Consider the following 25,083-nt stretch of genomic DNA (forward strand, 5'->3'; position numbering starts at 1 on the left):
CGCCTCGCTCACCGGACCACCGCCATCCGCTTGGCCAGCCAGTTGAAGAAGAACCCGGTCGGCAGGGTGAGGCACATGAAGCCGACCGCGAAGCCGATGAAGATCGGCAGGGTCGCGCCGTACTGCTCGAACATGTCCTTCATCAGCGACGCCGCCTCGTAGTAGCTGGCGACCAGGACCACCGTGGTGTTCTTGATCATCGCGATCATGACACTGCCGAGCGGCGCGATGACCGAGCGGAACGCCTGCGGCATGATCACCATGCGCAGCGACTGGGTGAAGGTGAGCCCGATCGCCCGCGCCGCCTCCGCCTGCCCCATCGGCACCGTGTTGATGCCGGCCCGCAGGGACTCGGCCACGAAGGCCGCCGTGTAGACCGACATGCCGAAGACCGCCAGCCAGAAGAAGTTGATGCTCGGCGTGCCCGAGATCCTGAACTTCAGCGTGTCGCTGAGCCCCAGGCTGCAGAACAGCAGCACCAGCGTCAGCGGGGTGTTCCGCAGCGTGTTGACGTAGAACGCGCCGGCGACCCGCAGCACCCGGATGGGCGAGACCCGCATCGCGGTGATCAGCGTGCCGATCACCAGGGACAGGATCCCCACCGTCACGGAGATCCGGATGGTCGCCCAGAACGCCGAGAGCAGCTTGTCACTGTTGTCCGCCAACGGACTGAAGTCGAGGAGTACGTTCCAGTTCATTCCGCTCCTACGCTCTTACGAACGGCGCCGGCGAGCCTGCGGCCCACCGGCGCCGGTCCCGTACCTGCGGGCTCAGCTGCAGCCTTGCGGCGTGGGGACGTTCGCGTCGAAGGGGAGGTTCGCCTTGGCGAACCACTTCTCCCACACCTGCTTGGCGGTGCCGTCGGAGTACATCGACTTGATGGCGTCGTTGACGGCGTTGCAGGTCTTGGTGTCGCCCTTCTTCAGGCCGACGCCGTACTTCTCGTCGGTGAACGGCGCGTTGACGACCTTGACCGCCGAGCCCTCACGGACGGCGAAGCCGCCCAGGATGGTCGCGTCGGTGGAGACCGCGTCGACCGAGCCGCCCTTGAGCTTGGTGATGCACTCCTCGTAGCCCTGGGCCGGGACGGTGACCGCGGCGATCTTCTGGTTCAGCTTGTTGGTGCCCTCGGTGATGTTCTTCCAGGAGTTCGACCCGGACACCGCGCACAGCTTCTTGCCCTTGAGCGACTGCAGGCTCGTGATCGAGTTGTCGTTCGCCCGGACCATGAGGTCCTGGTGGGTGACGACGTACGGGCCGCCGAAGGTGACCTTCGGCAGGCGCTCCGGGGTGATCGAGTAGCTGGCGATCACCATGTCGACGGTGCCGTTCTGCAGGAAGGTCTCCCGGTTGGCGGACCGGGCCTCCTTGAACTCGATGTCGCTGTCCTTCTTGACGCCGAGCTTCTTGGCGATGTACTTGGCGACGTCGATGTCGAAGCCCTCGACCCCGTTCGGGGTCTTCATGCCGATGGCGGGCTGGTCGTACTTGACGCCGATGACGATCTTCTTGCCGTCCTTGGCCTTGTCGACGACCGTGGTGTTCTTCTTCGCGGCACACCCGGAGATGCCCATCCCGGCCACCGCGAGCGCGGCGGCGACGACCCCGAAGTGACGTACTCGCATCGTGTATTTCCCCTGTGTCGTGGAGGACCGCGCGGCGCGGTTCCTCGCGTCGGCTGAGCCCAGATCCACCGGACCGGTCCGGGTCAGTGCGTCAGGATCTTGGACAGGAAGTCCTTGGCGCGGTCGCTCCGCGCGTTGGTGAAGAACTCTCCGGGGGTGTTCTCCTCGACGATCTGGCCGTCGGCCATGAACACCACCTTGTTGGCCGATGCGCGGGCGAACCCCATCTCGTGGGTCACGACGATCATCGTCATGCCCTCGGCGGCAAGGTTGATCATGACGTCGAGGACCTCTTTGACCATCTCCGGGTCGAGGGCCGAGGTCGGCTCGTCGAACAGCATGACCTTGGGCCGCATCGCGAGCGCCCGGGCGATCGCGGCGCGCTGCTGCTGCCCGCCGGACAGCTGTGCGGGGTACTTCTCGGCCTGGGAGGCGATGCCCACCCGCTCGAGGAGCTCCATCGCGCGCTGCTCCGCCTCGGTCTTGTCCATCTTGCGGACCTTGATCGGGCCGAGCGTGACGTTCTGCAGGATCGTCTTGTGCGCGAACAGGTTGAACGACTGGAAGACCATGCCCACGTCGGCGCGCAGCTGAGCCAGCGCCTTGCCCTCCTCGGGCAGCGGCTTGCCGTCGATCCGGATGGTGCCGCCGTCGATGGGCTCCAGCCGGTTGATCGTGCGGCACAGCGTCGACTTGCCGCCGCCCGACGGGCCGATCACGACCACGACCTCGCCCCGATGGATGGTGAGGTCGATGTCCCTGAGGACATGGTGCTCGCCGTAGAACTTGTTCACGTTCTCGAGCACGACGAGAGGTCCGCCGCCATTCACCCCGGCCTCCCGGGACTCCTTGCCGCTGTCCGTCATGTGCGCAAAGCGTACGTCAAGACTTTGGCAAGAAAGCCGAGCTGAGGTACCGATCCGGTCACGTTGCACGGGGCATTTGCCGTCCGCCGGGGCGGCGCCGGCGCCGCTGAAGTCGATCTTGCGGCCGCTGACATGCGCGCGCTGATGGTCGCGCTCGCTTCCTCGCTCGCCAGCTCGCCGCTCTGCTCGGCGCGGAGTCTCCGTCCACGGCCCGGCGCGCGTACTCTTTCCTATGAGATGAGCGCGCCCACGACATTCGACGACCGGCCCCGCACGTACGAGATCCGCACGTACGGGTGCCAGATGAACGTGCACGACTCCGAGCGGCTCGCCGGGCTGCTGGAGAACGCCGGCTACGCCCGCGCGGACGACGGCGCGACGCCCGACGTCGTCGTGTTCAACACGTGCGCCGTACGGGAGAACGCCGACAACCGCCTGTACGGCAACCTCGGTCACCTGCGGCCGGTGAAGGAGAGCCACGCCGGCATGCAGATCGCGGTCGGCGGCTGCCTCGCGCAGAAGGACCGCGACACGATCGTCCGGCGCGCGCCGTGGGTGGACGTCGTCTTCGGCACCCACAACATCGGCTCACTGCCGGTCCTGCTCGAGCGCGCCCGCGTCCAGGAAGAGGCGCAGGTCGAGATCAAGGAGTCGCTCGAGACGTTCCCGAGCACGCTCCCGACCCGCCGCGAGTCCCCGTACGCCGCGTGGGTGTCCATCTCGGTCGGGTGCAACAACACCTGCACGTTCTGCATCGTGCCGTCGCTGCGCGGCAAGGAGAAGGACCGCCGCCCCGGCGAGATCCTCGCCGAGGTCGAGGCCCTGGTCGCCGAGGGCGTCTGCGAGATCACCCTCCTCGGGCAGAACGTCAACTCCTACGGCGCCGAGTTCGGCGACCGGGGCGCGTTCGCCAAGCTGCTGCGCTCCTGCGGGGAGATCGAGGGGCTGGAGCGGGTCCGCTTCACCTCGCCGCACCCGCGTGACTTCACCGACGACGTCATCGCCGCGATGGCCGAGACGCCGAACGTCATGCCGTCGCTGCACATGCCACTGCAGTCCGGGTCCGACCGGGTGCTGAAGGCCATGCGGCGCTCCTACCGCCAGGAGCGCTACCTCGGCATCATCGAGCGGGTCCGCGCCGCGATCCCGGACGCCGCGATCACCACGGACATCATCGTCGGCTTCCCGGGCGAGACCGAGGAGGACTTCGAGCAGACGCTGCACGTGGTCCGCGAGGCGAGGTTCTCCGGGGCGTTCACCTTCCAGTACTCCAAGCGGCCCGGCACGCCGGCGGCGGAGATGGCCGACCAGGTGCCCAAGGAGGTCGTGCAGGAGCGGTACGAGCGGCTGATCGCCCTGCAGGAGGAGATCTCCTGGGCGGAGAACAAGAAGCAGCTCGGCCGCACCCTCGAGGTGCTCGTCGCCGAGGGCGAGGGCCGCAAGGACCAGCGCACGCACCGCCTGTCCGGGCGGGCGCCCGACAACCGGCTCGTCCACTTCGGACTCGGCGAGGACGACACCGAGGTGCCCCGGCCGGGCGATGTGGTCACCGTCGAGGTCACCTACGCCGCACCGCACCACCTGGTCGCGGACGGGCCGGTCCGCGCCGTCCGGCGCACCCGGGCGGGCGACGCCTGGGAGCGGCGCACGGCCGCGCCCGCGCCGAAGGGCGTCTCGCTGGGCATGCCTGGCATCGGCCGGCCCGCGGCGCCCCCGGTCTCCTCCTGCCCGTGATCGCGCCGTCCGAGACGGCCGCGTGCTGACCTCCGCAGCAGTGTGCCCGCATCCGCCGCTGCTCATACCCCAGGTCGCGGGCGGCGCGGCTCCCGAACTCGACGGGCTGCGGGCGGCGTGCGACGCGGCGGTGCGCCGGCTCGGCCCCGCCGACCTGCTGATCGTCGTCGGCTCCGGGCCGAGCACCCGTGACTTCGGCTCCGACGCGGCGGGCGGCCTGCGCCCGTACGGCGTCGACCTCACGTTCGGGCCCGGGGAGCCCGTGCTGCCGCTGTCACTGACGATCGGACGATGGCTGATCGGCGACCGGCCGGCCCTGTTCCAGAGCGTCGCGGAGGACGCATCGCCGGGCGCCTGCCTCCGGCTGGGCGCGGACCTGGCGGAGCTGGCCCCGGCGGTCGCGCTGCTCGTGATGGGCGACGGGTCGGCGTGCCGCGACGCGGCCGCCCCCGGCTACCTCGACCCGCGGGCCACCGGGTTCGACGCGGCGGTGGCCGCGGCGCTGGCCGGCGCGGACCGCGCCGCGCTCGCGGGGCTGGACGCCGGCCTCGCCGCCGAGCTGCGGGCGCCCGGACGGGCGCCGTGGCAGGTCCTGGCCGGGGCGGCGGGAGACGCGGTCTACGACCCGGAGCTGCTGGCCGACACGGCACCGTACGGCGTCGGCTATCTGGTCGCGAGCTGGAACCGCCGCGCTATGACGCCTTGAATCCGCCGCGCGCTTTGGCGGCCTGGAGTCGCCGCGCGCTATGACGGCCGGCCGCCCATGGGGTCGGCGCCTCCTTCACGCTCCTCGGGCCCGCGCTCTCCACCGGCGCGTTCCGCGTACTTCCGTGCCTGCTCCTGTGCCATGTCGACCTGGTGCTCGTACTTCCCGCCGGTCTTGCGGTCGACCATGTCGCCGGCCTTCTCGATGGCCTCGTCGACCTTGTCGCCGTGCTGGCCGAGCAGATCCTTGACCTTGTCCTTGAAGGACATCCGGGCCTCCTCGTACGGGGGCGCCGTCCCTCGGCGCCCTCTACCGGCCCTCTGCCCCATATCGGGCGGGAGAACCCGCCGCGGTGCGTCCCATGGCGCGCCCGGCTCTGGGAAGACCGGCGCCGGGCGCGTCACCCTCGCGCGTCGGCGGAACCCCCGCAGGACGCCGGGCGAGTGGCGAAGGCACCTCGGGGGAACGGCAGAATTGAGCCGGTGGGGGAGAACAAGGTGATCGCCGTCGTGGGCCCGACCGCCGCGGGCAAGTCCGACCTCGCGGTGGAGCTCGCCCTGCGGCTCGGTGGCGAGATCGTCAACGCCGACTCGATGCAGCTCTACCGGGGCATGGACATCGGCACGGCCAAGCTCACCGAGCCGGAGTGGCGCGGCGTGCCGCACCACCTGCTCGACGTCTGGGACGTCACCCGCACGGCCAGCGTTGCCGAGTACCAGGACGCGGCCCGCCGGACCGTCGCGCAGATCCGCGGCCGCGGGCGCGTGCCGCTGCTGGTCGGCGGGTCCGGCCTGTACGTCCGCGCGGTCCTGGACGACCTGGAGTTCCCCGGCACGGATCCGGAGCTTCGGGCGCGGCTGGAGGGCGAGCTCGCCGAGCACGGGTCCGCCGCGCTGCACGCCCGGCTGGCCGGCCTCGACCCCGCCGCCGCCGCCTCGATCCTGCCGAGCAACGGCCGCCGGATCGTCCGTGCCCTCGAGGTGATCGAGATCACCGGTCGGCCCTTCACCGCCTCCATGCCGTCCTACGCCGACACCGGCGACGCGGTGCAGCTCGGGCTGACCGTTCCCCGTCCCGAACTCGACGAGCGCATCGCCGTCCGCGTCGAGCGGATGTGGAAGGCCGGGTTCGTCGACGAGGTCCGCGCCCTGGAGCCGCACGGTCTGCGCGACGGGCTCACGGCGAGCCGCGCGCTCGGCTACGCGCAGGTGCTCCGCTTCCTGACGGGGGAGTGGACCGAGGAGGAGGCGAAGCAGGAGACGATCCGGGCCACCCGGAGGTTCGCCCGCCGCCAGGAGTCCTGGTTCCGCCGCGACCCCCGGGTCCGCTGGATCCCCTATGACGCGCCCGTCGAGACCGCGCTGGATACGATCGGCCCATGCGCTTCGTGAAGGGACACGGCACCGAGAACGACTTCGTGATCGTGCCGGACCCCGATGGCTCACTCGACCTGACACCGTCCCTCGTGGCAGCCCTCTGCGACCGGCGCGCCGGGATCGGCGCCGACGGCGTGCTGCGCGTCGTACGCGCCAAGGCGCTGGGCCACGACGACCTCGGCGCCGAGTGGTTCATGGACTACCGCAACGCCGACGGCAGCGTCGCGGAGATGTGCGGCAACGGCGTACGGGTCTTCGCGCGGTACCTCGTCGACGCCGGCCTGGCCGCCCCCGGCGACCTCGCGGTCGGGACCAGGGCGGGCGTTCGCGCGGTGAGCCTGGGCGCGACCGGCGACGTGACGGTGGACATGGGCGCCCCGCGCGTGCTCGGAGAGGGCGGGGCGGTGCTGGCCGGCCGGTCGTATGCCGGCCTGCGCGTCTCCATGGGCAACCCGCACCTGGCCTGCCTGATCGACGAGCCCGTCGCCGGCCTCGACCTGGAGCGTGCACCCGACGTCGACGCGGCGGTGTTCCCCGACGGGGTCAACGTCGAGCTGTTCCGGCCGGTCGCCGACGGCCGGGTGGAGATGCGGGTCCACGAGCGGGGAGTGGGCGAGACGCGTTCCTGCGGTACGGGCACGGTCGCGACCGCCGTCGCCGCCGCCCACGCCGAGGGCCGCACGACCGGCACCTGGGAGGTCGCCGTGCCGGGCGGCCTCCTCACCGTGATCCTGGACGGCACGACCAGCTTCCTGCGCGGCCCGGCCGTCCTCCTCGCCGAAGGCGAAGTCCACCTCGACCGTCTCGTCGCGCGCTGACCGTTCCGCCGATCCCCGGGCTCGGGCCCGTCTCAGAGCCCTTGCCCGCCGCGGAGGCGGACGACGGGGTTCTGAGACAGGCCCTCATGGCGGCGCGATCAGCCGCCGTGGTGGATCGGAATCCCGGGGCGATGCCAGCCGCCTCCCGGGCCGACCGGCCGGTGGTACACCGGCGGGCTGTGCCAGCCGGGACGATGCCAGCCCGGCCGGTCCCACACGGGACGCTGGATGATCATGCCCGGGCGGTACCACGGTCCGGGACGGAAGACCCGAACCGGCGGGCGGCTCCATGATCCCCGGTACGGAGCGGCGACCTGGAGGACCTCGGCCACCGGTGTGCCGTTCGGCACGCACTGCACGACCATGGTGCCGGCCTGCGCGCTGTTGACGGTGACCTCGATACCGCCGACGCGCAGGAGGTGCGTCCCGGCCACGGCCGGCGCCCAGTCGCCGGCCAGGTCGCCGGTGAGCGCCCCCTGCGCCGGGACCGCGCCCCCGGAGCCGGTCACCTGGAAGGTCGTGTTCTCGGTGCCGCTGACGTCGACCCAGGCGGTGCCGTTCCAGGAGTCGATCGGGAAGGGCGCCTGCAGGTTCAGGCTCGAGATGTGCAGCCAGAAGCGTGACGGCGCGTCGTAGGTGTTCCCGGGCGGGGTCAGCCAGCCGTCGAGGACGGCGGCCGTCTGCCCGAGGTCGCCGAGGTTGCAGGTGAGGTCGGCGGACAGCGCGGCGGCCCGTTGGTTCGTCTGCGCCCGCGCGGACGTCTGCCCCGCGGCGCCGAGGCCACTGACCGCGAGAACCGCCGTCGTGACCGCGGCGGCGCCCCGGCCGGTCAATTTGATCATCTGAGCTCCTTGTGGGTCTGTCTCAGAGATCGACGTCATCACATCCACGCCGCCCCGCGGCCGCGCCTGACGGCCCTTGCCGGAACCGTTGACGATCCGCCACCCGCTCATGGCCGAGCGGCGCTCGGGGACGCGATCGGACCTGGGGATCCGCGGCCTCATGACTCAGGGAGTCGGTCCGGGATCGGCGTGGCCGCGTTCGTCAGGGGTGAGCAGCAGCACCTCCAGCGCCCGGACACAGGCTCGGGCCCTGCCGAGAAGCCAGGGGATGCGGGCGTCCGTGATGATGTCGGGGGTCGAGCGTACGGCGAGCGCGAAGCGGATGTATCCGGTCCGGTCGAGCAGCGGAACGGCGACCGTGCGCACGCCTTCGGCGGATTCCCCGTCGTTGAGGGCGTAACCGCGGGCGCGTACCCGGTCGATCTCGGCGCGCAACCTGGCGGGATCGACGATGGTGCGGTCGGTCAGCGGGCGGAGCGGGCCGACCTCGGACAGGTCGTCGTCACCGGGGCGCGCCCAGGCCAGGAGCACCTTGCCCAGCGCGGTCGAGTGCAACGGACGGCGTAGCCCGAGGCCGGCGGTGTTGCGCCGTACGGTGCCTCCGGCGACCAGGACGGCGTGCCGGCCGCTGTGCATGGCCAGGTCGACGGTGGCTCCGGTGACCTCCGACAGATGGTCGAGCTCCGGCAGGACGTGATGGAGCCCGCGCTGATGGTAGGAGAGCAGGCCGAGTTCGAGGACCGACGGTCCCAGCCGGTATCGGGCGGTGAGCATGTCCCGCTCCAGGAAACCGGCCTCGGTCAGGGCCTGCGCGAGACGGTGCGCGGTGGAGGAACTGAGGCCGAGCCGGCGGGCGATGTCGGAGGCGCCGATCGCCTGGGCGTTGTCGCGGAAGCACTCGAGCACGTTCAGGGCGCGTCGTACCGCCTGAGCCCCTGTTGATCCATTGGTCACCGGCATCGGCGTTCAGCCCACATGGCAGCAATCATCCCCTTGTGTCCGTGCGCCATCGTGCGCGTATGTCCGAGACCTCCCAAGAGACCTTCCCATATCGTGGGATCTATATTGAATCGGTAGGAAAACTCGTAAATGCTCGCCGTCATGGTCACCGCTCCTCCCGCCACGCTCTGGTTCACCCGTTGTCCCGTGCCCACGGCCACCGGAATCGCCGCGGACCGCGGATGGCTCGCCGCGGAGTTCGCCCCGGACGGCGTCACCGTTCGCTCTCTGCAGGAGGCCGACGCCGAGGGCGTACGAGGCGAGCATTTCAGGCATCGCCTCGCCACGCTGATCCGGGAGGGCGGCAACGTGCCCGCGCTCTGGGCTCGTTCCAACGGCGCGCCGACCCGGCTCATCGGCCTGACCTGGATCGAGGAACGGCAGGTCATCGTGGCGCGGCCCGGTTCAGGGATCGAGGCGCCGGCCGATCTCGAGGGACGCCGGCTGGCCATTCCCCGCCGCGACATCGAGATCGACTTCTGGCGGGCGATGGCGTTGCGCGGCTTCGACGGTGCCCTCGGGCAGGCCGGGCTGGGCCTGGACGACTGCGAGCCGGTCGAGGTCACGGGCGACCTGCCCGGACAGTGGGAGATCGAGCTGGCCGCGCTGCGCGACGGACGGGTGGACGCCGTGTACACCAAGGGTGCCGTGGCCGTGGAGACGGCCGCCCGGTACGGCGCCGAGGTGGCCATCGACCTGGACGCCATCCCGGACCGCCGGTCGCGGATCAACAACGGCACCCCGCGTCCGATCACCGTCGACCAGCGGCTGCTGGACGACCATCCCGACCTGGTCACCCGGTTCCTCGCCGTCCTGCTGGGGGCCGCCGACTGGGCCGCGGACCACGCGGCGGAGGTCGGGCGGATCCTGCAGGCGGAGACCGGGTCGGGACCGGCCGGAGTCGCCGCGGCCTACCGCGGCGACTACCACCGTCACCTGCACGCAACCCTCGACGAGGACCGCCTCACCCTGCTGGCCGAGCAGGAGGAGTTCCTGCGCCGGCACGGGTTCCACGACGCCCCGGTGGACGTGACCGCCTGGGCCGACCCCGCACCCCTGGCCGAGGCCCGCGCGCTCGCAGCCCGACTTCCCTTCGTCACCGAGGAAAAGGTATGACACGCCTGTTCACCGTCCCACTGGCCGGGGCCTTTGCTCTCCTGCTCGCCGCGGCCGGGTGCGGCGGCTCGTCGACGCACGACTCGACGGGCGACGCGAGCGTCACCATCAGGATCCCCGACCCCGGGAACGAAGGGCTGCTGGCACTGGGCAAGAAGGACGGCAGCCTGGCCAAGGCACTGGCCGTCGTTCACGCGAAGGTCGCGTGGACCGGCAGCTCGGGGCCGTTCGCCCCCGCGGCGCAGGAACTCGGCGCCGACAAACTCGACGTCGCACAGGGCTCGATCACCTCGGCGATCGCCGCTCTCGCCCAGCACCCCGGTTTCAAGCTGTTCGCGCAGATCGCCCCGAACAAGACGGGCGAGGGCATCCTGGTCCGCAAAGGCTCGCCGATCGCCTCGGTGCGCGACCTCGCCGGAAGGAAGGTCGCGGTCAACAAGGGCGGCACTGCCGAGTACCTGCTGCTCAAGGCGCTGGCCTCGGCAGGGGTTCCGGCCGGCCGGGTGACCCGCGTCTATCTGAACCCGGCGCAGACGGCGCCAGTGTTCAACTCCGGTCAGGTCGATGCGTGGGCCGTCTGGTCCACGTACTCCATCCCCGAAATCGCCTCGACCGGCGCGCGCTTCGTGGCCACCGGCGGGCAGATCGGCTCGCAGAACTACTCGGTGTGGGCCGTGCGCAATGGCTTCGCCGACGCCCATCCCGCCGTCGTCCAGGCGTTCTCCCGTTACCTGCACGACGCCGGAGTACGGCAGGCCCAGAACCCGGCCTCGTACGTCAACGTCTTCACCGACGCGGGGCCCCAGGCGGTCAGCGGCACCGCGCGGCGGCTCACGATCCAGGATCTCGCCCAGACCGCCGCGCCGGACGGGATCCGCCCGTCGAACGTGACCGACTTCGACGCGGTGGCCCGCTTCTTCGCCGAGCAGAAGATCACCCCGACGGCGGTGAACGTACGGCCCTACGTGCTGTCCCTCACCGGGAGCGGGTCATGACCACCGCCTATCCCGGACTGGTCGCGCCGCGTCCGCGGCTGTCCCGGCCGCGGCGGCGCGGCGTGACGCTGAGCCTGCGGGTCACCGGGCCGCTGGCGCTCATCGCGGTGTGGTGGGTCGCCTCGGCCACCGGGGTGCTGAGCGCAGATGTGCTCGCCTCCCCGGCGACCGTCGCCAAGGCGGCCGGGGAGTTGTGGACGAGCGGCCAGCTCACCGACGCGCTCGGGGTCTCGCTCACCCGGGCCGTGCTCGGCCTGGCCTGCGGACTCACCGCCGGACTCGTCCTGGGAGTGGTCACCGGCTTCTCCCGGTTGGGGGAGGAACTGCTCGACTCGCCGTTGCAACTCCTGCGGGCGCTGCCGTTCCTGTCGCTGGTGCCGCTGTTCATGGTCTGGTTCGGCATCGGCGAGACGGCCCGGGTGATCCTCATCGCGGTCGCCACCACGTTCCCGATGTACGTGTCCACGGCGAGCGGTGTCCGGTCCGTCGACCGTCGGCTGATCGAGGCCATGGACTCGTTCGGACTCGGCCGCTGGGCGATGGTGCGGGAGGTCGTGCTGCCCGGGGCGCTGCCGTCGCTGCTGGCCGGCTTCCGGCTGTCGATGACGCTCAGCGTGATCGCCCTCATCGCCGCCGAGGAGATCAACTCGACCTCCGGGCTCGGTTACCTGATGACCCAGGCGCAGAGCTTCTCGCGCACGGACATCCTGTCCGTCTGCGTCCTGATCTACGGGCTGCTCGGACTGGTCGCCGACCTGATCGCACGCGGCGCCGAACGGGTGCTGATGCCCTGGCGCCCGCGGAGGGAGGGGCGATGAGCGTCGCGGTGCACGTCGAGGGGCTGCGCCGGACCTTCGGCACCCGCTCGGTGCTGGACGGCCTGGACCTCGATATCCGGCGTGGAGAGTTCGTGGCGCTGCTGGGCGCGAGCGGAACCGGCAAGACGACGCTGCTCAGGATCCTCGGCGCGCTCGAGCGCCCGGACGCCGGGACCGTGCTGGTGCCGCAGGTCCGGACCATCGTCTTCCAGGAGCCCCGGCTGATCCCGTCCAAGCGCGTGCTCGGGAACGTGCTCGTCGGCCTCAAGCGCACACCGGAGGCCAGGGAACGGGGGCTGCGGGCACTGGCCGAGGTCGGCCTGGCGGATCACGCGCGGGCGTGGCCGCACACCCTGTCCGGCGGGGAGGCCCAGCGTGTGGCGCTGGCGCGAGCCCTGGTCAGGGAGCCGGAGCTGCTGCTGCTCGACGAGCCGTTCGCCGCCCTGGACGCGCTGACCCGGCTGCGGATGCAGGACCTCGTCGGCGAACTGGTCCGCACCCACAGCCCCGCGGTCCTGCTGGTGACCCACGACGTGGAAGAGGCGGTCCGGCTCGCCGACCGGGTCGCCGTGCTCAAGGACGGGAGGCTCGTCACGGACGAGACGGTCGCCGGGGAACGCCCCCGCGATGTCACCGACCCGTCCTTCACGGCGCTGCGCCGCCGGCTGCTCGCCGATCTGGGAGTACGCGAGGCGGCGGCTGAGGACCGGGAAGCACCGCCCGGGGAGGACGGGGAGGCACCGCCCGGGCGACCCGCCGGATCGGACCGCCGGGCCGCACGGCCGGTGCCGGCCGCATCGGAAGGAGTAGTGAGTTGACCCGCTTTCACGTGGTGGTCCCGACCCGCCGCCGCGACCCGGTGGTGCTGCCCGAGTTCGTCACCGACCTGCGCCCACCCGGCCATCAGGCCGAGCACCACCTCGTGGGCCGGGGCGCGGAGCTGGCCGGATGGGACGGCGCGCTCGTGCCGTTCGATCCCGGCGGTCGTGACTCACTGATCGTCGCGGCCGAGCTGCTGCGCGACTCGCGGCACATCGAGGTCATCACCGAGTTCCACCCGGCGATCGCCACCCCGGTCTACGCGGCGAAGCTGTCGGCCTCGCTGCAGAGGTACACCGGCGCACGGCTCGGCTGGCGCCTCCTCGTCGATCTCGACCCGGCGGTGGCCCGCGCCCACGGCGACTTCCTGGAGGGACCGGCCCGCTACGCACGCGCCGACGAGTTCCTCACCGTCGCGAAGGGTGTCTGGGACCAGCGTGGTCACACCTTCGAGGGCGAGTACTTCCAGGTGCTCGACGGCGGCCTGCCTCCGTCGCGGACGCCGCGGCCGTTCCCCCGCGTGTACCTGTCCGGCACGTCCGCGCCGGCTCTGGAGCTGTCGGCCCGCCACGCGGACGTCCACCTCCTCGACCCCGAGGACGATCCGGCGCTGGTCCCGGAGGGTGTGGCCGCCGGCGTACACCTCACCGTCCCCGCCCCGCTCGCCGCCGGTGACCGGGCCGAACGCGAGTTCGCCGACGAGATCCGGCGCCACCGCGAACGCGGCTTCACCGAGTTCGTCCTCGACCTCGCCGCGCCCGTCGAGGACGTCCACCGGCTGGGCCAGCGCGTGCTGCCGCTGCTGAGCAAGGAGATCGAGCATGCCGGTTGACATCTACTGGCGGATCGCCATGGAGGGCGACGCCCCGGCCCTGCGGCTGGGCGACATCACCCGGGGCGGCTTCGGGCCGTACCTGCCGGGGAGCCTCGGCCCCGGGAGGCGCGCGGGCGAGCCGGACGGATACGGGCCGCTGGACTACATGTCCGAGGTCGCGTGGGCGACCGAGCAGTCCGGGTTCGTCGGCGGCCTCATGCCGTCGTTCCCGGAGACGGACGATCCGTGGGCCGCCGCGGCGGCGCTGGCCCGGGAGACCCGCTCGTACCGTTTCATGATCGCCTTCCAGCCCGGGTTCCTGCACCCGGTGCAGGCCGCCCGGATGTCGGCGAGCCTGCAGGCCGCCACCGGCGGCCGGGTGGTCTACAACATCATCTCGGGCGGTGGCGGGCCGCAGCAGCTCTGGTGGGGCGACAAGGTCGAGCACGACGACCGCTACGCCCGGACCTCGGAGTTCCTGGACGTCCTCAAGGGCGTGTGGAACGGTCCGTACGACCACGACGGCCGCTTCTACCGGGTGGAGGGTGCGGCGCTGCCCGAGGAACTGCGCGGCCAGCCGTTCCCGGAGATCTACTTCTCCGGTTCCTCACCCGCCGCCATCGCCGCGGCCGGACGCCACGCCGACCACTACCTGTCCTGGCTGGAGCCGTTCGACGCCCTGTCCGAGAAGTTCGACGTCGTCCGCAGGCACGCCGACACGCCGCCCAAGTTCGCCGTACGGGTCGACGTCCTGGCCCGGGAGACCGAGGAGGAGGCGTGGGAGGAGATCCGCCGCGGGTGGGAGCGGATCGGTGAGACCGCGCGGACGCCGCAGGCGAGCGAGTCGGTCGGCTGGCGGCGCAGCCAGGGCTTCACCGCCGGGGCCGGTGGCTCCTTCCGTGACCTGGAGGTCCAGCCGAACGTTTGGGGTGGTTTCAACCGGCTCCGGCCCGGCCCGCTGTTCGGACTCGTCGGCGACTACCACCAGGTCGCCGAGCGTCTGGACGAGCTGATCGACCTCGGCGTGGACGCCTTCATCCTCGCCGGTGTGCCCCATCTGGAGGAGGCCCGCCGTGTGGGCCGCCACGTACTGCCCCTGATGAAAGGACGAACGTCATGACCCTGCGCGTCGGTTTCTTCCCCCAGAACAACTCGCTGTGGGTGCTGCGGCACCGCGGCATCCTCGAACGATCCATCCCCGACGTGCAGTGGGTCGACCTGCGGTCCCTGCCCGCCGGGGAGCGGCCGGCGCCCACCGAGGGACTGCCGTCGGCCCACGGCGACCACCTGTTCGACGGCGGGTACGACTTCATCGGCACCGGATCGACACCGCCCGTCACCGCCCAGGCCAAGGGGCATGACGTGGTCTATGTCGCCGTCTCGGGGCCCCGCATCGAGAACGGCCGGATCGTCGTGCCGGCGGACTCCCCGATCACCACTCCGCGCGACCTCAAGGGCCGCCGGGTCGCGCTCGGCCACGGGTCCTGGCAGACGACGCTGCTGTTGTTCGCCCTGGAACAGGCCGGGCTGACGTGGGGCGACATCGAGCCGGTCGACGCCTACGGCAACGCCGCGGAACTCTTCCTGAGCCGGAAGGTGGACGCCTGGGTCGGCTCCTACCCGTACCTCACCGAGGTCGAGCAGCGGGAACCGGTCCGTACGGTCATCGAGACCGACGGGCTGTTCAGCCACCGGTCGCTCTGGTTCACCAGCCGGTCCTTCGCCACCGAGCGGCGGGACGAACTGGCCGCGATCATCGGCGCGCTCCAGGAGGCCGACGCCTGGACCAGGGAGAATCCGCGTGCGGCGGCCGAACTGTTCGCCGCCGACGACGGCGGGGACCTGGACGCCTGGGAGCACGCACTGCGCACCCGGCCATGGGGGCTGAACCCCGTCGACGACGGCTTCATCGCCGAGCAGCAACGCGCCGCCGACCTGTTCTACGCCAACGGGCTGATCGAACGGACGATCCAGGTCTCCGACGCCGTCCTTCCAGAGGTCAACGCCCTGGTCGAGGCCACCGCCTGACCGTCATCCGGGAAAGACCTCGTCCCCCGGCCCTCGCGCCGCCCTCCGGGCATTCCTCCACGCCCGCATCGCCCGCCCGCCCGAGCTGACCGCGCCGCTGACGGCCGTCGGGCCGGGTCAGTGGAGGCCCTGGTAGACCCAGTTCGGGAGGATCTCGACGAGGTGGAGCCACTCGCCGGGGGCGATGGCGGGCCCGGCGCGTCCCCTGTCGCCGCGTCCGTTGCGCGCGGCGACGACGCCGCCCGTGATCGCGCAGGTGGTGTCGACGTCGCCGAGGCCCTCGGCGGTCGCCCAGAGCGCGTCGGTGAGGCTGCCGAGATGGTGGGCCGCGCACCACAGCGCGAACGGCACCGTGTCGTCGGCGCGGATCCGCCGCCCGCTGCCGAGGATCTCGGCGGCCCTCCAGGCGGGGGTGTCGCCCGGCAGGTCGGCGGCGCGCAGGATCCCGTCGCGGGTCGGTCCGGCGGGCGTATGCGCCGCGACCGCGTGAAGCAGGCCGGCGCCCTGGAGCACGCCCTCACGCGCGGCGGGGGTCTCCGGCGGCGCGCCCGGGCTCTGCCGCCACCGGGCCTCGTGGTTCGACCGGCCGGCCACGGCGAGGGCCGCCGCGACGGCCACCGCGACGGCGCCCGCGATGCCTTCAGGGTGGGCGTGGGTGACGTGCGCCGACCGCCTCGCCTGCTCGACGGTGACCTCGAGGTCCGGGCCGAACCACGCGCCCAGGGGAGCGGCCCTCATCGCCGCGCCGTTGCCGAGGCTGCCCTGTCCGTCGAACAGCGCTCGCGCCGCCGTGCGCCACGCACCCGGGTCCGCTCCGAGCAGCGGCAGCAGGTCGTGCATGCCCGCGCCGTACCCCCGGCCCGGATCGGCGGCGTAGGCGTCGGCGAACGCGCGGGCCAGTTCCTCCTCGACGATCTCCCCGTGCCGTAGGAGCACGTGGAGGATGCCGAGGGCCATCGCGGTGTCGTCGGTCCAGCGCCATATCTGGCCGGGTCCGAAGCCCGGGCCGTGGTCCGGCACGTCGGGGAGGCGGCGCGCGGCGATCTCGCGGCGGGCCTCGGCGGCGGACCGGGAGAACCACCGCCGGCCGAATGCGTCCCCCAGCGACAGACCCATGATGCTGTCGAGGACGGCGTCCCGATCGATGATCATGACGGCAGTCTGCCATGCGCCTCTGATCAGGGGATCCGGAGGCGTGACCGAAATGTCGATTACCGAATCGGTTTCGGTTACGATGGCCGTCATGACCCCCGTGAAGCGCCAGGCGCGGGCCGAGCGCACCCGCGCCGCGCTGCTGACCGCCGCTCGGGAGGTGTTCGAGGAGCGCGGGTTCCTCGACGCCAAGATCAGTGAGATCTGCGAGCGGGCCGGCGTCGCGTACGGCAGCTTCTACACCCACTTCGCCGACAAGGACGCGATCTTCGCCGAGCTGATCGACGAGATGCTGGCCGGCCTGCTCGCCGTGATGCGGGCCGAGCCCCTGAACGGAGACGGCCCGACGGCGCGCATCGCCGGTGCCAACCGCGCCTACCTGCGCGCGTACCGGAAGAACGCCCGGCTGATGGCGGTCTTCGAGCAGGTCGCGACGTTCTCGCCCGCGATGCGCGAGACCTACCTGCGGGCCTGGGGGGTCTTCTATGACCGTCAGGAGCGCGCCATCCGGGAGTGGCAGAAGGCCGGGCTCGTCCCCGGTGACGTCGAGCCGCGTACGGCGGCGGTCGCGCTCGCGACGATGATCGGCCGGACGGCGTACACCTGGTACGTCCTCGGCCGCCCCCACGACGACGGCGACGTCGAACAGCTCACCCGGCTCTACTGCCGGGCGATCGGCATGTAGGAGGCAGCGTGGACTTTCGCGACACACCCGAGGAGGCCGCGTTCCGCGCGGAGCTCCGCTCGTGGCTCCAGGAGAACGCGCCGGAACGCGCGGTCGAGGCGGGCCGCGGCGACTTCGACGCGCTGCGCGCGTGGGGCGGGCGGCTCTACGACGCCGGCTACGTCGGGATCACCTGGCCGGAGGAGTACGGCGGGCGGGGGCTGTCCCCGACCTACCAGGCGATCTATCTGGAGGAGGCGTCCCGCGCCGACGCACCCAATCACCCGGGGGTCATCGGCCTGAACATGGCCGGTCCGACGATCATCGCCTGGGGCACCGACGAGCAGAAGCAGCGGTACCTCAAGCCGCTGCTGTCCGGCGAGGAGATCTGGTGCCAGGGGTTCTCCGAGCCCGGCTCGGGCTCGGACCTGGCCGCCGGCCGTACGAGCGCCGTCCTCGACGGCGACCACTGGGTGGTGAACGGGCAGAAGGTCTGGTCGTCCTACGCGCACAAGGCCGACTGGTGCATCCTCGTCGTCCGCACCGACCCGGACGCGCCCAAGCACGCCGGCCTGTCCTACCTCATCGTCGACATGCACGCGCCCGGCGTCACCGTACGCCCGCTGCACCAGATCACCGGCGACCCGGAGTTCAACGAGATCTTCTTCGACGACGTGCGGGTGCCGCGCGAGTCGATCCTCGGGCAGCCGGGTGACGGCTGGAAGGTCGCGATGACCACCCTGCTGCACGAGCGCGGCACGCTGGGCTTCGCGCTGTCCGCCGAGCTCGAGCGCATGGTGAACCACCTGGTCGACCTCGTACGGGAGGAGGGACCGGACGGCCGGCGGCCCGCCGACGACCCGCTGCTCCGCGACGCCGTCGCCCGCGAGTGGATCGAGATGCAGTCGCTGCGCTTCACCAACTACCGGGCCCTGACCACGCTGCTGGAGACCGGCATCCCCGGCCCGGAGGGCTCGGGCGTCAAGCTCGCCTGGAGCGAGGCCAACCAGCGCCTCACCTCGCTCGCCCAGTCGGTGTTCGGGCTGCACGCCCAGGTCACCGGCGAGGACGCACCGTGGAACGGCTTCTGGCAGTACTGGCAGCTGCGGTCCCGGGGCAACACGATCGAGGCGGGCACCTCGGAGATCCTCCGCAACATCATCGCCGAGCGGGTCCTCGGCCTGCCGAAGGGACGTTGATCATGGACTTCGCGTTCTCCGAAGAGCAGGAGCAGCTGCGGGGCTTCACCCGGGAGTTCCTCGCCGACCGCTACGACGACGTCCGCCTCGCGCAGCTCGCCGACTCCGAGACCGGCGTCGACGCCGAGGTCTGGCCGAAGCTCGCCGAGATGGGCTGGCTCGACGCCGAGCTGACCTTCCTCGACCAGGCCGTGCTCCTGGAGGAGACCGGCTACCGGCCGCTCGCCGCGCCGTACTTCTCCACGACCGTCCTGGCGGCTCCCGCGCTGGACGACGAGACGGCCAAGCAGGTGGCGGACGGCCGGCTGACGGCCACGCTCGCCTGGGCGGAGCCGGGCATGCGCCAGGGCCTGCTGCACCCGGCCGGCACGTCGGTCTCCGACGGGCGGCTCACGGGCCAGAAGGTGCTCGTCCCGGACGGCGCGGCGGTCGACCTGTTCGTCGTGACGGCCGCCGACGGGCTGTACGCCGTGAACGCCTCCGACGCCGTCGTCACGCCGCACGGCGGGCTGGACGGCACGCGGCGCCTGGCGAGCGTCCGGTTCGAGGGGGCGCCGGCGCGCCCGCTGGTGACCGGGGAGGCGGCCGCCGCCCTGCTCGGCCGGATCCGGGACCGGGCGTACGCCGCGGTGGCCCTGGAGGCGGTCGGCGTGGCGCAGCGCGCGCTGGACCTGCTCGTCGCCTACGCCAAGGAGCGCAAGCAGTTCGGCAAGCCGATCGGCGTCTACCAGGCGGTGTCGCACAAGGCGTCCGACGTCTACGTACGGCTCCAGGAGGCGCGTTCGCTGGCCTACTGGGCCGCGTGGTGCGTCGCCGAGGACGACCCGATGGCGCGCCAGGCCTGCCTCGCCGCCAAGGCCCACGCGGGCGAGGCGGCGGTCTTCGCCTGCGAGAACGCCATCCAGGGGCACGGCGGCATCGGCTTCACCTGGGAGCACGTCCTGCACCGCTACTACAAGCGCGCCCAGTGGCTCGCGGCGTTCGACGGCCCGGCCCGCGACCAGCGCGCCGAGGTCGCCGCCTTCCTCCTCGACTGAGGCGGGGAATCCATGATGAGCGGCCGGGGAATGTCCACCGCAGGGCACTCCCCGGCCGTGTTCCTTTCCTACGGGGCCCTTCGCGGCGTGTCGCATCAAGTCGGGATATTCCACGACTAGGTCGCGTATGACTTTCTTCGGGGCTTACTCGAGGAGCAGGCACTCGCACCATACGATTTTTCCACCTGAGTGTAATGATTCATATCCCCAGTCCTTCGCGAGGGCTTGGACGAGGAGCAGTCCGCGGCCGTTCTCGTCGTCGTCCGAAGCGGTTCGCCGGTGCGGCGGATCGTCACTCGTGTCCCACACTTCGATCAGCAGGCTCTCGGCGAATGTCGAAAGACAGAGATAGATCGACGGCTCCCCGTCCCGCCGGTCGGAGCGAATGGGGCAGGTCACGGTGCCCGTCGCCTTCACGGCGTTCGTCACCAGCTCGCTGACCAGCAGCTCGGCCGTCTCGATCGTCTGGTCGAGCCGCCAGCTGCGAAGGGCCCAACGCGTATAGGCGCGGGCCCGGCCGGCGGCGGTCGGAAGGGCGGCGATCAGCATGCAGCTCGAACGCGGTGTGGTTTTCATCTCTTACGGCTTCCTGACGGTGCGTGATTCACCTCCCACGTCTACCTGGAAAGACGTACTCTCGAAGCGAAGACCCCGTTACCGTGAGCGTGAGCGCCCGGTTTGTGAAGCGGTTGTGAGGGAACTGTGAGGTTCAATGACGGCCGTACCTGGCTGGAGTACTTCGCCGCTGAGTTAAGGTCCTGGCGTGAGTATCGGAAGATGAGTCAGCTGCAGTTGGCCAAGGCGATCAATTATTCGGAGTCCGCCGTCGGGATGGTCGAGACGGCGCGACGCAAACCGAAGGTTGATTTCGTCAAACGGTGCGACGACGCCCTCGGCACCGGCGGAGCGCTCCGGCGGCTGCTGAAGGAGCTCGTCGAGCGCGAGCTGATCCCGGACTGGCTCGATCGGTGGCGGATCATCGAAGAGCAGGCCACGGCCCTGAACTGGTTCGAAGCCCTCCTCATCCCGGGCCTGCTGCAGACGCCGGACTACGCGCGCGCGGTCTTCGAGAAGAGCGGGCAGCCCGCCTCGCAGGACATCGAGGCGCAGGTGCGGACCCGGGTCGAGCGGCAGCAGATCCTCGAACGCGACGAGGCGCCGATGTTCGTCGCGGTGGTCGACGAGGGGGTCCTCCACCGGGCCGTCGGCGGACCGCGGGTCATGCGCGAGCAGCTCCTGTACCTCGTCCAGCTGTGCGAGGCGCGTTCGGACATCGTCGTGCAGGTGATTCCGGGGGACACCGGCGCGTACGCCGGCCTGGCCGGGCCCTTCGTCATCGCGACCATGGACGGCGACGAGTTCGTCTACCTGGACACCGCCCTGTACGGCCAGGTGGCGGAGAGCGCGGATGACCTGGCGATCGTGAAACGGATGTGGGAGTCGCTTCGCGCCGAGGCGCTCCCGCGTCAGGCATCACTCAACCTGATCAAGAAAGTGGCCGAACGATGGAAATGAACTGGCGCAAATCGACACGGAGCAGCGGCAACGGCGGGGCGTGCGTCGAGGTCGCGACCTGGCGCACGCCCGCCCGCGGCAGCGCGAACGCGGGCGGCCGCGCCGAGGTCGCCTGCCCGACCCCGCCACACGACGGGGACCGTAGGAGCTGAGGCGGCGGCGGGGCGGGTGACCGCCCCGCCGCTCCAGGTCAGAGGCCGACGTACTCGACATCCCGAACATCTCCCCGATCCTCTGCGCGAGGCGTGAGCAGTCGGTAACTTCACGTGGTCGGCTCAATCGGGCACGCGTGGAGGAGGTGTGCGTGGCGGGCGTCCTCCTGCGCAGGTCGGCCGGGCAGGCAGTGCTCCTCGCCGTCGCGGTCAGCCTCGCCTACCTCCTCGCGGCGGCCGCCCTCGACCCGCGCGCGGAGCTGGAGGCGCGTAATCCACGGCCGTCGCGCGCCGTCGTCGAGGCATGGCTCGCCCGGTTGAACGCCGACGACCGGACACCCCTGGTCGTGCGCTACCTCACCTGGGCGTCCGGTGCCGTACGCGGCGACCTCGGCCGTACCCTGGACGACACTCCGGCGGCGGAGGAGATGGGCCGGCGGGCCGGCGTGAGCCTCCGCCTGCTCCTGGCCGGAGTGCTGCTCGGCAACGCCCTCGGCGCGGTGCTCGGGCTCGTCGGCGCGATGGGCCGGTCCCCGGTCCTCGAGCGCCTCGTCGCGGCCGGTGGCCTCACCGTCCTGGCCGTTCCCGTGGTCGTCCTGGCCACCGTGGGCGAGATCGCGGCGCAGTGGGCGGACGCACGGACCGGGACGAGGATCTTCGCCTGGACGGGGGAGTACACCCCCGGCCGGCCGGGCGGATCCCTGCGCGCGATCGCCGAGCGCGGCCGGCACCTCGTCCTCCCGACGCTCACGATCGCCCTCGGCCGGGCGGCGGTCCTCGCCCACTACCTTCGCGGCACCCTGCGGGACACCGTCGACGCCGCGTTCGTACGCGCCGCGGTCGCCAAGGGACTGACCCGCCGCCGGGCGCTGACCCGGCACGCGCTGCGCGTCGCGGTGATCCCGGTGGTCCCGCTGTCCGCGTACGGCTGCGCGACGCTCCTCGCCGGCGCGGCGTGCACCGAGAAGGTGTTCGCCTGGCACGGCATGGGGGAGTGGCTGATCGACTCCATCCACCGCGGCGACGTGAACGCGGTCGCCGCGTACTGCTGCTTCGCCGCCATCGTCGTCACCGGGACGGGTCTGCTGTCCGACCTCGCCGTCGCGGCCTTGGACCCCCGGACCCGCACGTGAGGCACGGACGGCGCGTGGCGGGTCTGGTGCTGCTCACCCTGCTCGTCGCGGTCGCGTACGCCGGCCCGTTCGTCACCCGATGGGGCTGGGCGGGCGTCGACGTCACGGCGTTCGGCGATCCCCCCTCGGCGGTGCACTGGCTCGGCACGACCCCGACCGGCCGTGACATGTACGCGGTCACGGTGCGGGCCCTGCGCCGCTCCCTCGTGATCGGCCTGCTGGTGGCGTCCGGGTCGACGGGCCTGGCCGCCGTCACCGGCACGGCGGCGGGACACCTCGGCGGATGGGCGGATCGCCTCCTGCGGTGGGTCACCGACCTGATCCTGGTCCTCCCGCCGTTCCTGGTCGCCGCCGTGGCGTCACGGGCGATCGGCGGCACGGGCGGAACCGCCCTCCTGCTCACCTGCCTCCTGTGGCCGATCACGGCACGGGCGGTCCGGGCCGCCACGCGCTCGCTGCGCGATGAGGGGTACGTCCTGGCGGCCCGCCAGCTCGGCGCACCCACCCGGACGATCGTCCGGCGGCACGTCCTGCCGAGCCTGACGCCGCTGCTGCTCGCCGACGCCACCCTGAACACCGGCGCGGCCATCGTCGCGGAGTCCGGCCTGTCCTACTTCGGATTCGGCGTCCGCCCGCCCGACGTCTCCCTCGGCACGCTCATCGCCGACGGCGCTCCCTCCGCGACGGTGTTCCCCTGGCTGTTCCTGCCGCCGGTGGTCGCGCTCGTCCTCGTCCTGCTCGCCGTCGACCTGGCCGGCGCCGGCCTGCCGGGTCTCTTCTCACCCCGGGAACGCGGATGACCCCCGTAAGGCTCGTACTGAGCGCGTTGATCCTGATCACGTCCGCCGGCTGCGGCGGCACCCGTCCCGGCGAGCCGTCCGCGCTCGCCCCGTACGACATCGGCCCGGCTCCGCGCGACGCCGTACGGGACGGCGGCACCCTGCGGCTCGCGGCCGGGGAGTTCCGCGCCCAGTGGAACTACTGGCACCTCGGCGGGCCGAACCTCGACGCGGTCACGGTCCTGCGCACCACGCTGCCCTGGCTGTTCCGCGCCGACGCGACCGGCGCGGTGCACCCGAACCCCGACTACCTCGCCCGCGTCCGGGTCACCCGTACGAGGCCGCGCCAGGTCGTCGTCTACGACCTGAACCCGAAGGCCCGCTGGTCCGACGGCACGCCGATCGGCTACCGCGACTTCCGGGCCCTCTGGCGGGCGACCCGCGGCCGGAACCCCGAGTACGCGATCGCCACGTCCACCGGGTACGACCGCGTCCGCAGCGTCGAGCGCGGCGCCGGCGACCGGCAGGTCGTCGTCACGTTCGCCCGGCCCTTCGGCGAGTGGCCCGAGCTGTTCAGCCCGCTGTACCCGGCCAAGACCATCGGCACGCCGGACCGCTGGGACCACGCCTGGCTGAACCGGCTCCCCGTCACCGCGGGCCCGTTCCGGCCGGAACGCATCGACCGGACGGCGCAGACCATCTCGGTCGTCCGGGACCCCGCCTGGTGGGGGACCCGCGCGAAGCTCGACCGGATCGTCTTCCGGTACCTCGCCCGCGACGCCATGCCCGGCGCGCTGCTCGGCGGTGAGATCGACGGCTTCGACGCCGGGCCGGACGCCGCCGCGTACGCCCGTCTCGAAGGGACCGCCGGGGTTTCGGTACGCCAGGCGGCCGGGCCGGACTTCACCCAGCTCACCTTCAACGGCGCCGGCCCGATCCTGTCGGATCCGGACGTGCGCCGGGCGATCGCGATGGCCATCGACCGCCCGGCCGTCGCCCAGTCGGCTCTGCACGGCCTCCCGGGACGGCCCGAGGTCATGAACGACCACGTGTACGTCGACACCCAGCGCGGCTACCAGGACAACACCGGAGGGGCGGGAACGTACGACCCGGCCCGGGCCGGACGGCTCCTGGACCGGGCGGGCTGGGCGCGGGCCGGGGGAGTCCGCCGGAAGGACGGCCGGACGCTGACCCTGCGCTTCGTCCATCCGGAGAGTGCGACGACGAGCCGGCAGAGCGGAGAGCTGATCCAGGCGATGTTGCGCCGGGTGGGCGTGCGGCTGCTGCTCCACCCGGTACCCGACGGCGACTTCTTCGACCGGTACCTCCTGCCGGGCGCCTTCGACCTCGCCCCGTTCACCTGGCACGGCACGCCGTACCCGATCTCGAACCTGGAGTCGGTGTACGCCCGGCCGCGCGGCGGCGCCGTGCTGCAGAACCTCGCCCGCGTCGGCTCCGCGCGCCTCGACCGGACACTCGCCCAGGCCGTCGGCGAACTCGACCCGACCCGGGCCCGGCGCGCGGCGAACGAGGCCGACCGGATGATCTGGCGGGAGATGCACTCACTGCCGCTGTACCAGCGCCCCCAGATCGTGCCCGTCCGCTCGACCCTCGCCAACTGGGGCGCCTTCGGCCTGAGCGACCCGATCTGGACCGACATCGGCTTCCACAAGTAGCCGGCCCGCGGCATGATCCCTTGCGGATGCTGCGTTCTAGCAGCGGCATCCGTCAGTGATCACGGCGGCGTGATCTCGCCCGCCAGCATGGCGCGCATCTCATCGATCGAGACGGAGCCTTCCGCACCAGCCGACTCGGCTTCGTCGGCCAGCGCATTGAGCCAGGCGTCCTCGGCGGGTGAATCGGTCATCCTGTACTCCCCGTGCTTCGTGGGAGGAA

General features: G+C 71.8%; 28 protein-coding genes. 19 read left to right on the plus strand and 9 right to left on the minus strand.

Going from position 1 to position 25,083, the window contains the following annotated elements:
• Positions 1-8 precede the first annotated feature (8 nt).
• From NE234_RS03360 to NE234_RS03370, 3 genes are all read right to left on the minus strand, one after another.
• The gene (locus NE234_RS03360) at positions 9-698 is read right to left on the minus strand and encodes an amino acid ABC transporter permease (protein ID WP_252776936.1); all 690 of its coding nucleotides are present in this window, start codon (positions 696-698) and stop codon (positions 9-11) included.
• Positions 699-770: 72 nt separating this feature from the next.
• Positions 771-1,625 (minus strand): glutamate ABC transporter substrate-binding protein, encoded by an 855-nt coding sequence (locus tag NE234_RS03365; RefSeq protein WP_252776938.1) that lies wholly within the window; start codon positions 1,623-1,625, stop codon positions 771-773.
• A gap of 83 nt (positions 1,626-1,708) precedes the next feature.
• Positions 1,709-2,491, minus strand: coding sequence for an amino acid ABC transporter ATP-binding protein (locus NE234_RS03370; RefSeq protein WP_252776947.1), 783 nt, complete (start codon positions 2,489-2,491; stop codon positions 1,709-1,711).
• 237 nt (positions 2,492-2,728) lie between these two features.
• On the opposite strand from NE234_RS03370, the gene miaB reads away from it, so the two are divergent.
• Together miaB and NE234_RS03380 are read left to right on the plus strand one after the other, a co-directional pair.
• Positions 2,729-4,225 carry a tRNA (N6-isopentenyl adenosine(37)-C2)-methylthiotransferase MiaB gene (gene miaB, locus NE234_RS03375; RefSeq protein ID WP_256528173.1) on the plus strand — a complete coding sequence of 499 codons (1,497 nt, stop codon included), beginning with the start codon at positions 2,729-2,731 and terminating at the stop codon, positions 4,223-4,225.
• A gap of 22 nt (positions 4,226-4,247) precedes the next feature.
• Complete coding sequence (locus NE234_RS03380) at positions 4,248-4,931, plus strand: class III extradiol ring-cleavage dioxygenase family protein (RefSeq protein WP_252776949.1); 684 nt, start codon at positions 4,248-4,250, stop codon at positions 4,929-4,931.
• Between the two features lie 38 nt (positions 4,932-4,969).
• Here the strand turns inward: NE234_RS03380 and NE234_RS03385 are convergent, their stop codons facing one another.
• Complete coding sequence (locus tag NE234_RS03385; protein ID WP_252776951.1) at positions 4,970-5,200, minus strand: antitoxin; 231 nt, start codon at positions 5,198-5,200, stop codon at positions 4,970-4,972.
• A 213-nt stretch (positions 5,201-5,413) separates the two neighbouring features.
• Between NE234_RS03385 and miaA the strand changes: the two genes are divergently transcribed.
• Positions 5,414-6,322: a tRNA (adenosine(37)-N6)-dimethylallyltransferase MiaA gene (gene miaA, locus NE234_RS03390; protein ID WP_252776953.1), complete on the plus strand. Its 909-nt coding sequence runs from the start codon at positions 5,414-5,416 to the stop codon at positions 6,320-6,322.
• Complete coding sequence (dapF, locus tag NE234_RS03395; RefSeq protein ID WP_252776975.1) at positions 6,310-7,125, plus strand: diaminopimelate epimerase; 816 nt, start codon at positions 6,310-6,312, stop codon at positions 7,123-7,125. Before miaA ends, dapF begins: the two co-directional genes overlap by 13 nt.
• 98 nt (positions 7,126-7,223) lie before the next feature.
• Here the strand turns inward: dapF and NE234_RS03400 are convergent, their stop codons facing one another.
• Both NE234_RS03400 and NE234_RS03405 read right to left on the minus strand, forming a co-directional pair.
• A complete protein-coding gene (locus NE234_RS03400) occupies positions 7,224-7,967 on the minus strand; it encodes a hypothetical protein (protein ID WP_252776980.1) in 744 nt (247 codons plus the stop codon).
• A 165-nt stretch (positions 7,968-8,132) separates the two neighbouring features.
• Positions 8,133-8,921, minus strand: coding sequence for an IclR family transcriptional regulator (locus NE234_RS03405; protein ID WP_252776982.1), 789 nt, complete (start codon positions 8,919-8,921; stop codon positions 8,133-8,135).
• A 147-nt stretch (positions 8,922-9,068) separates the two neighbouring features.
• Here NE234_RS03405 and NE234_RS03410 point away from each other — a divergent pair, with 147 nt between their 5' ends.
• Genes NE234_RS03410 through NE234_RS03440 form a run of 7 tightly spaced genes read left to right on the plus strand, consistent with a single transcriptional unit; the run spans position 9,069 to position 15,556 of the window.
• A complete protein-coding gene (locus NE234_RS03410; RefSeq protein WP_252776986.1) occupies positions 9,069-10,082 on the plus strand; it encodes an ABC transporter substrate-binding protein in 1,014 nt (337 codons plus the stop codon).
• Positions 10,079-11,077, plus strand: coding sequence for an NrtA/SsuA/CpmA family ABC transporter substrate-binding protein (locus tag NE234_RS03415; RefSeq protein WP_252776992.1), 999 nt, complete (start codon positions 10,079-10,081; stop codon positions 11,075-11,077). The genes NE234_RS03410 and NE234_RS03415 overlap by 4 nt, the downstream gene beginning before the upstream one ends.
• Positions 11,074-11,895, plus strand: coding sequence for an ABC transporter permease (locus NE234_RS03420; protein ID WP_252776995.1), 822 nt, complete (start codon positions 11,074-11,076; stop codon positions 11,893-11,895). Before NE234_RS03415 ends, NE234_RS03420 begins: the two co-directional genes overlap by 4 nt.
• Positions 11,892-12,713 (plus strand): ABC transporter ATP-binding protein, encoded by an 822-nt coding sequence (locus NE234_RS03425; protein WP_252776997.1) that lies wholly within the window; start codon positions 11,892-11,894, stop codon positions 12,711-12,713. Before NE234_RS03420 ends, NE234_RS03425 begins: the two co-directional genes overlap by 4 nt.
• Positions 12,710-13,546: an LLM class flavin-dependent oxidoreductase gene (locus NE234_RS03430; RefSeq protein ID WP_252776999.1), complete on the plus strand. Its 837-nt coding sequence runs from the start codon at positions 12,710-12,712 to the stop codon at positions 13,544-13,546. Before NE234_RS03425 ends, NE234_RS03430 begins: the two co-directional genes overlap by 4 nt.
• Positions 13,536-14,648 (plus strand): LLM class flavin-dependent oxidoreductase, encoded by a 1,113-nt coding sequence (locus tag NE234_RS03435; RefSeq protein WP_252777004.1) that lies wholly within the window; start codon positions 13,536-13,538, stop codon positions 14,646-14,648. The genes NE234_RS03430 and NE234_RS03435 overlap by 11 nt, the downstream gene beginning before the upstream one ends.
• Positions 14,645-15,556 carry an ABC transporter substrate-binding protein gene (locus NE234_RS03440; RefSeq protein WP_252777006.1) on the plus strand — a complete coding sequence of 304 codons (912 nt, stop codon included), beginning with the start codon at positions 14,645-14,647 and terminating at the stop codon, positions 15,554-15,556. The genes NE234_RS03435 and NE234_RS03440 overlap by 4 nt, the downstream gene beginning before the upstream one ends.
• Positions 15,557-15,673: 117 nt before the next feature.
• On the opposite strand, the gene NE234_RS03445 is transcribed toward NE234_RS03440, so the two are convergent.
• Positions 15,674-16,708, minus strand: a complete 1,035-nt coding sequence (locus tag NE234_RS03445; protein WP_252777009.1) for an ADP-ribosylglycohydrolase family protein — start codon at positions 16,706-16,708, stop codon at positions 15,674-15,676.
• A gap of 91 nt (positions 16,709-16,799) precedes the next feature.
• Here NE234_RS03445 and NE234_RS03450 point away from each other — a divergent pair, with 91 nt between their 5' ends.
• The 3 genes from NE234_RS03450 to NE234_RS03460 are packed head-to-tail and all read left to right on the plus strand — an operon-like array spanning position 16,800 to position 19,608.
• The gene (locus NE234_RS03450) at positions 16,800-17,393 is read left to right on the plus strand and encodes a TetR/AcrR family transcriptional regulator (protein WP_252777011.1); all 594 of its coding nucleotides are present in this window, start codon (positions 16,800-16,802) and stop codon (positions 17,391-17,393) included.
• A gap of 8 nt (positions 17,394-17,401) precedes the next feature.
• Positions 17,402-18,571, plus strand: a complete 1,170-nt coding sequence (locus NE234_RS03455) for an acyl-CoA dehydrogenase family protein (RefSeq protein WP_252777013.1) — start codon at positions 17,402-17,404, stop codon at positions 18,569-18,571.
• A gap of 2 nt (positions 18,572-18,573) precedes the next feature.
• Positions 18,574-19,608 carry an acyl-CoA dehydrogenase family protein gene (locus tag NE234_RS03460; protein ID WP_252777023.1) on the plus strand — a complete coding sequence of 345 codons (1,035 nt, stop codon included), beginning with the start codon at positions 18,574-18,576 and terminating at the stop codon, positions 19,606-19,608.
• Positions 19,609-19,752: 144 nt separating this feature from the next.
• On the opposite strand, the gene NE234_RS03465 is transcribed toward NE234_RS03460, so the two are convergent.
• Positions 19,753-20,157 carry an ATP-binding protein gene (locus NE234_RS03465; protein WP_252777032.1) on the minus strand — a complete coding sequence of 135 codons (405 nt, stop codon included), beginning with the start codon at positions 20,155-20,157 and terminating at the stop codon, positions 19,753-19,755.
• 153 nt (positions 20,158-20,310) lie between these two features.
• On the opposite strand from NE234_RS03465, the gene NE234_RS03470 reads away from it, so the two are divergent.
• The 5 genes from NE234_RS03470 to NE234_RS03490 all read left to right on the plus strand — a co-directional run bounded on the left by NE234_RS03470 (position 20,311) and on the right by NE234_RS03490 (position 24,863).
• Positions 20,311-21,123: a helix-turn-helix domain-containing protein gene (locus tag NE234_RS03470; RefSeq protein WP_308206827.1), complete on the plus strand. Its 813-nt coding sequence runs from the start codon at positions 20,311-20,313 to the stop codon at positions 21,121-21,123.
• A complete protein-coding gene (locus tag NE234_RS03475; protein WP_252777049.1) occupies positions 21,120-21,275 on the plus strand; it encodes a DUF397 domain-containing protein in 156 nt (51 codons plus the stop codon). The genes NE234_RS03470 and NE234_RS03475 overlap by 4 nt, the downstream gene beginning before the upstream one ends.
• Before the next feature lie 152 nt (positions 21,276-21,427).
• Entirely contained in the window at positions 21,428-22,408 is a 981-nt protein-coding gene (locus NE234_RS03480) for an ABC transporter permease (RefSeq protein WP_252777057.1), read from the plus strand.
• A gap of 14 nt (positions 22,409-22,422) precedes the next feature.
• Positions 22,423-23,208: an ABC transporter permease gene (locus tag NE234_RS03485; protein ID WP_252777059.1), complete on the plus strand. Its 786-nt coding sequence runs from the start codon at positions 22,423-22,425 to the stop codon at positions 23,206-23,208.
• Positions 23,205-24,863: an ABC transporter family substrate-binding protein gene (locus tag NE234_RS03490; protein ID WP_252777068.1), complete on the plus strand. Its 1,659-nt coding sequence runs from the start codon at positions 23,205-23,207 to the stop codon at positions 24,861-24,863. Before NE234_RS03485 ends, NE234_RS03490 begins: the two co-directional genes overlap by 4 nt.
• A 59-nt stretch (positions 24,864-24,922) precedes the next feature.
• Here the strand turns inward: NE234_RS03490 and NE234_RS44085 are convergent, their stop codons facing one another.
• On the minus strand, positions 24,923-25,054 hold the full coding sequence (locus NE234_RS44085; RefSeq protein WP_256528175.1) for a hypothetical protein: 132 nt from the start codon (positions 25,052-25,054) through the stop codon (positions 24,923-24,925).
• Between the last annotated feature and the right edge of the window lie 29 nt (positions 25,055-25,083).

Source organism: Actinoallomurus rhizosphaericola, assembly GCF_024055675.1.
GTDB classification, from domain to species: Bacteria; Actinomycetota; Actinomycetes; order Streptosporangiales; family Streptosporangiaceae; genus Actinoallomurus; species Actinoallomurus soli.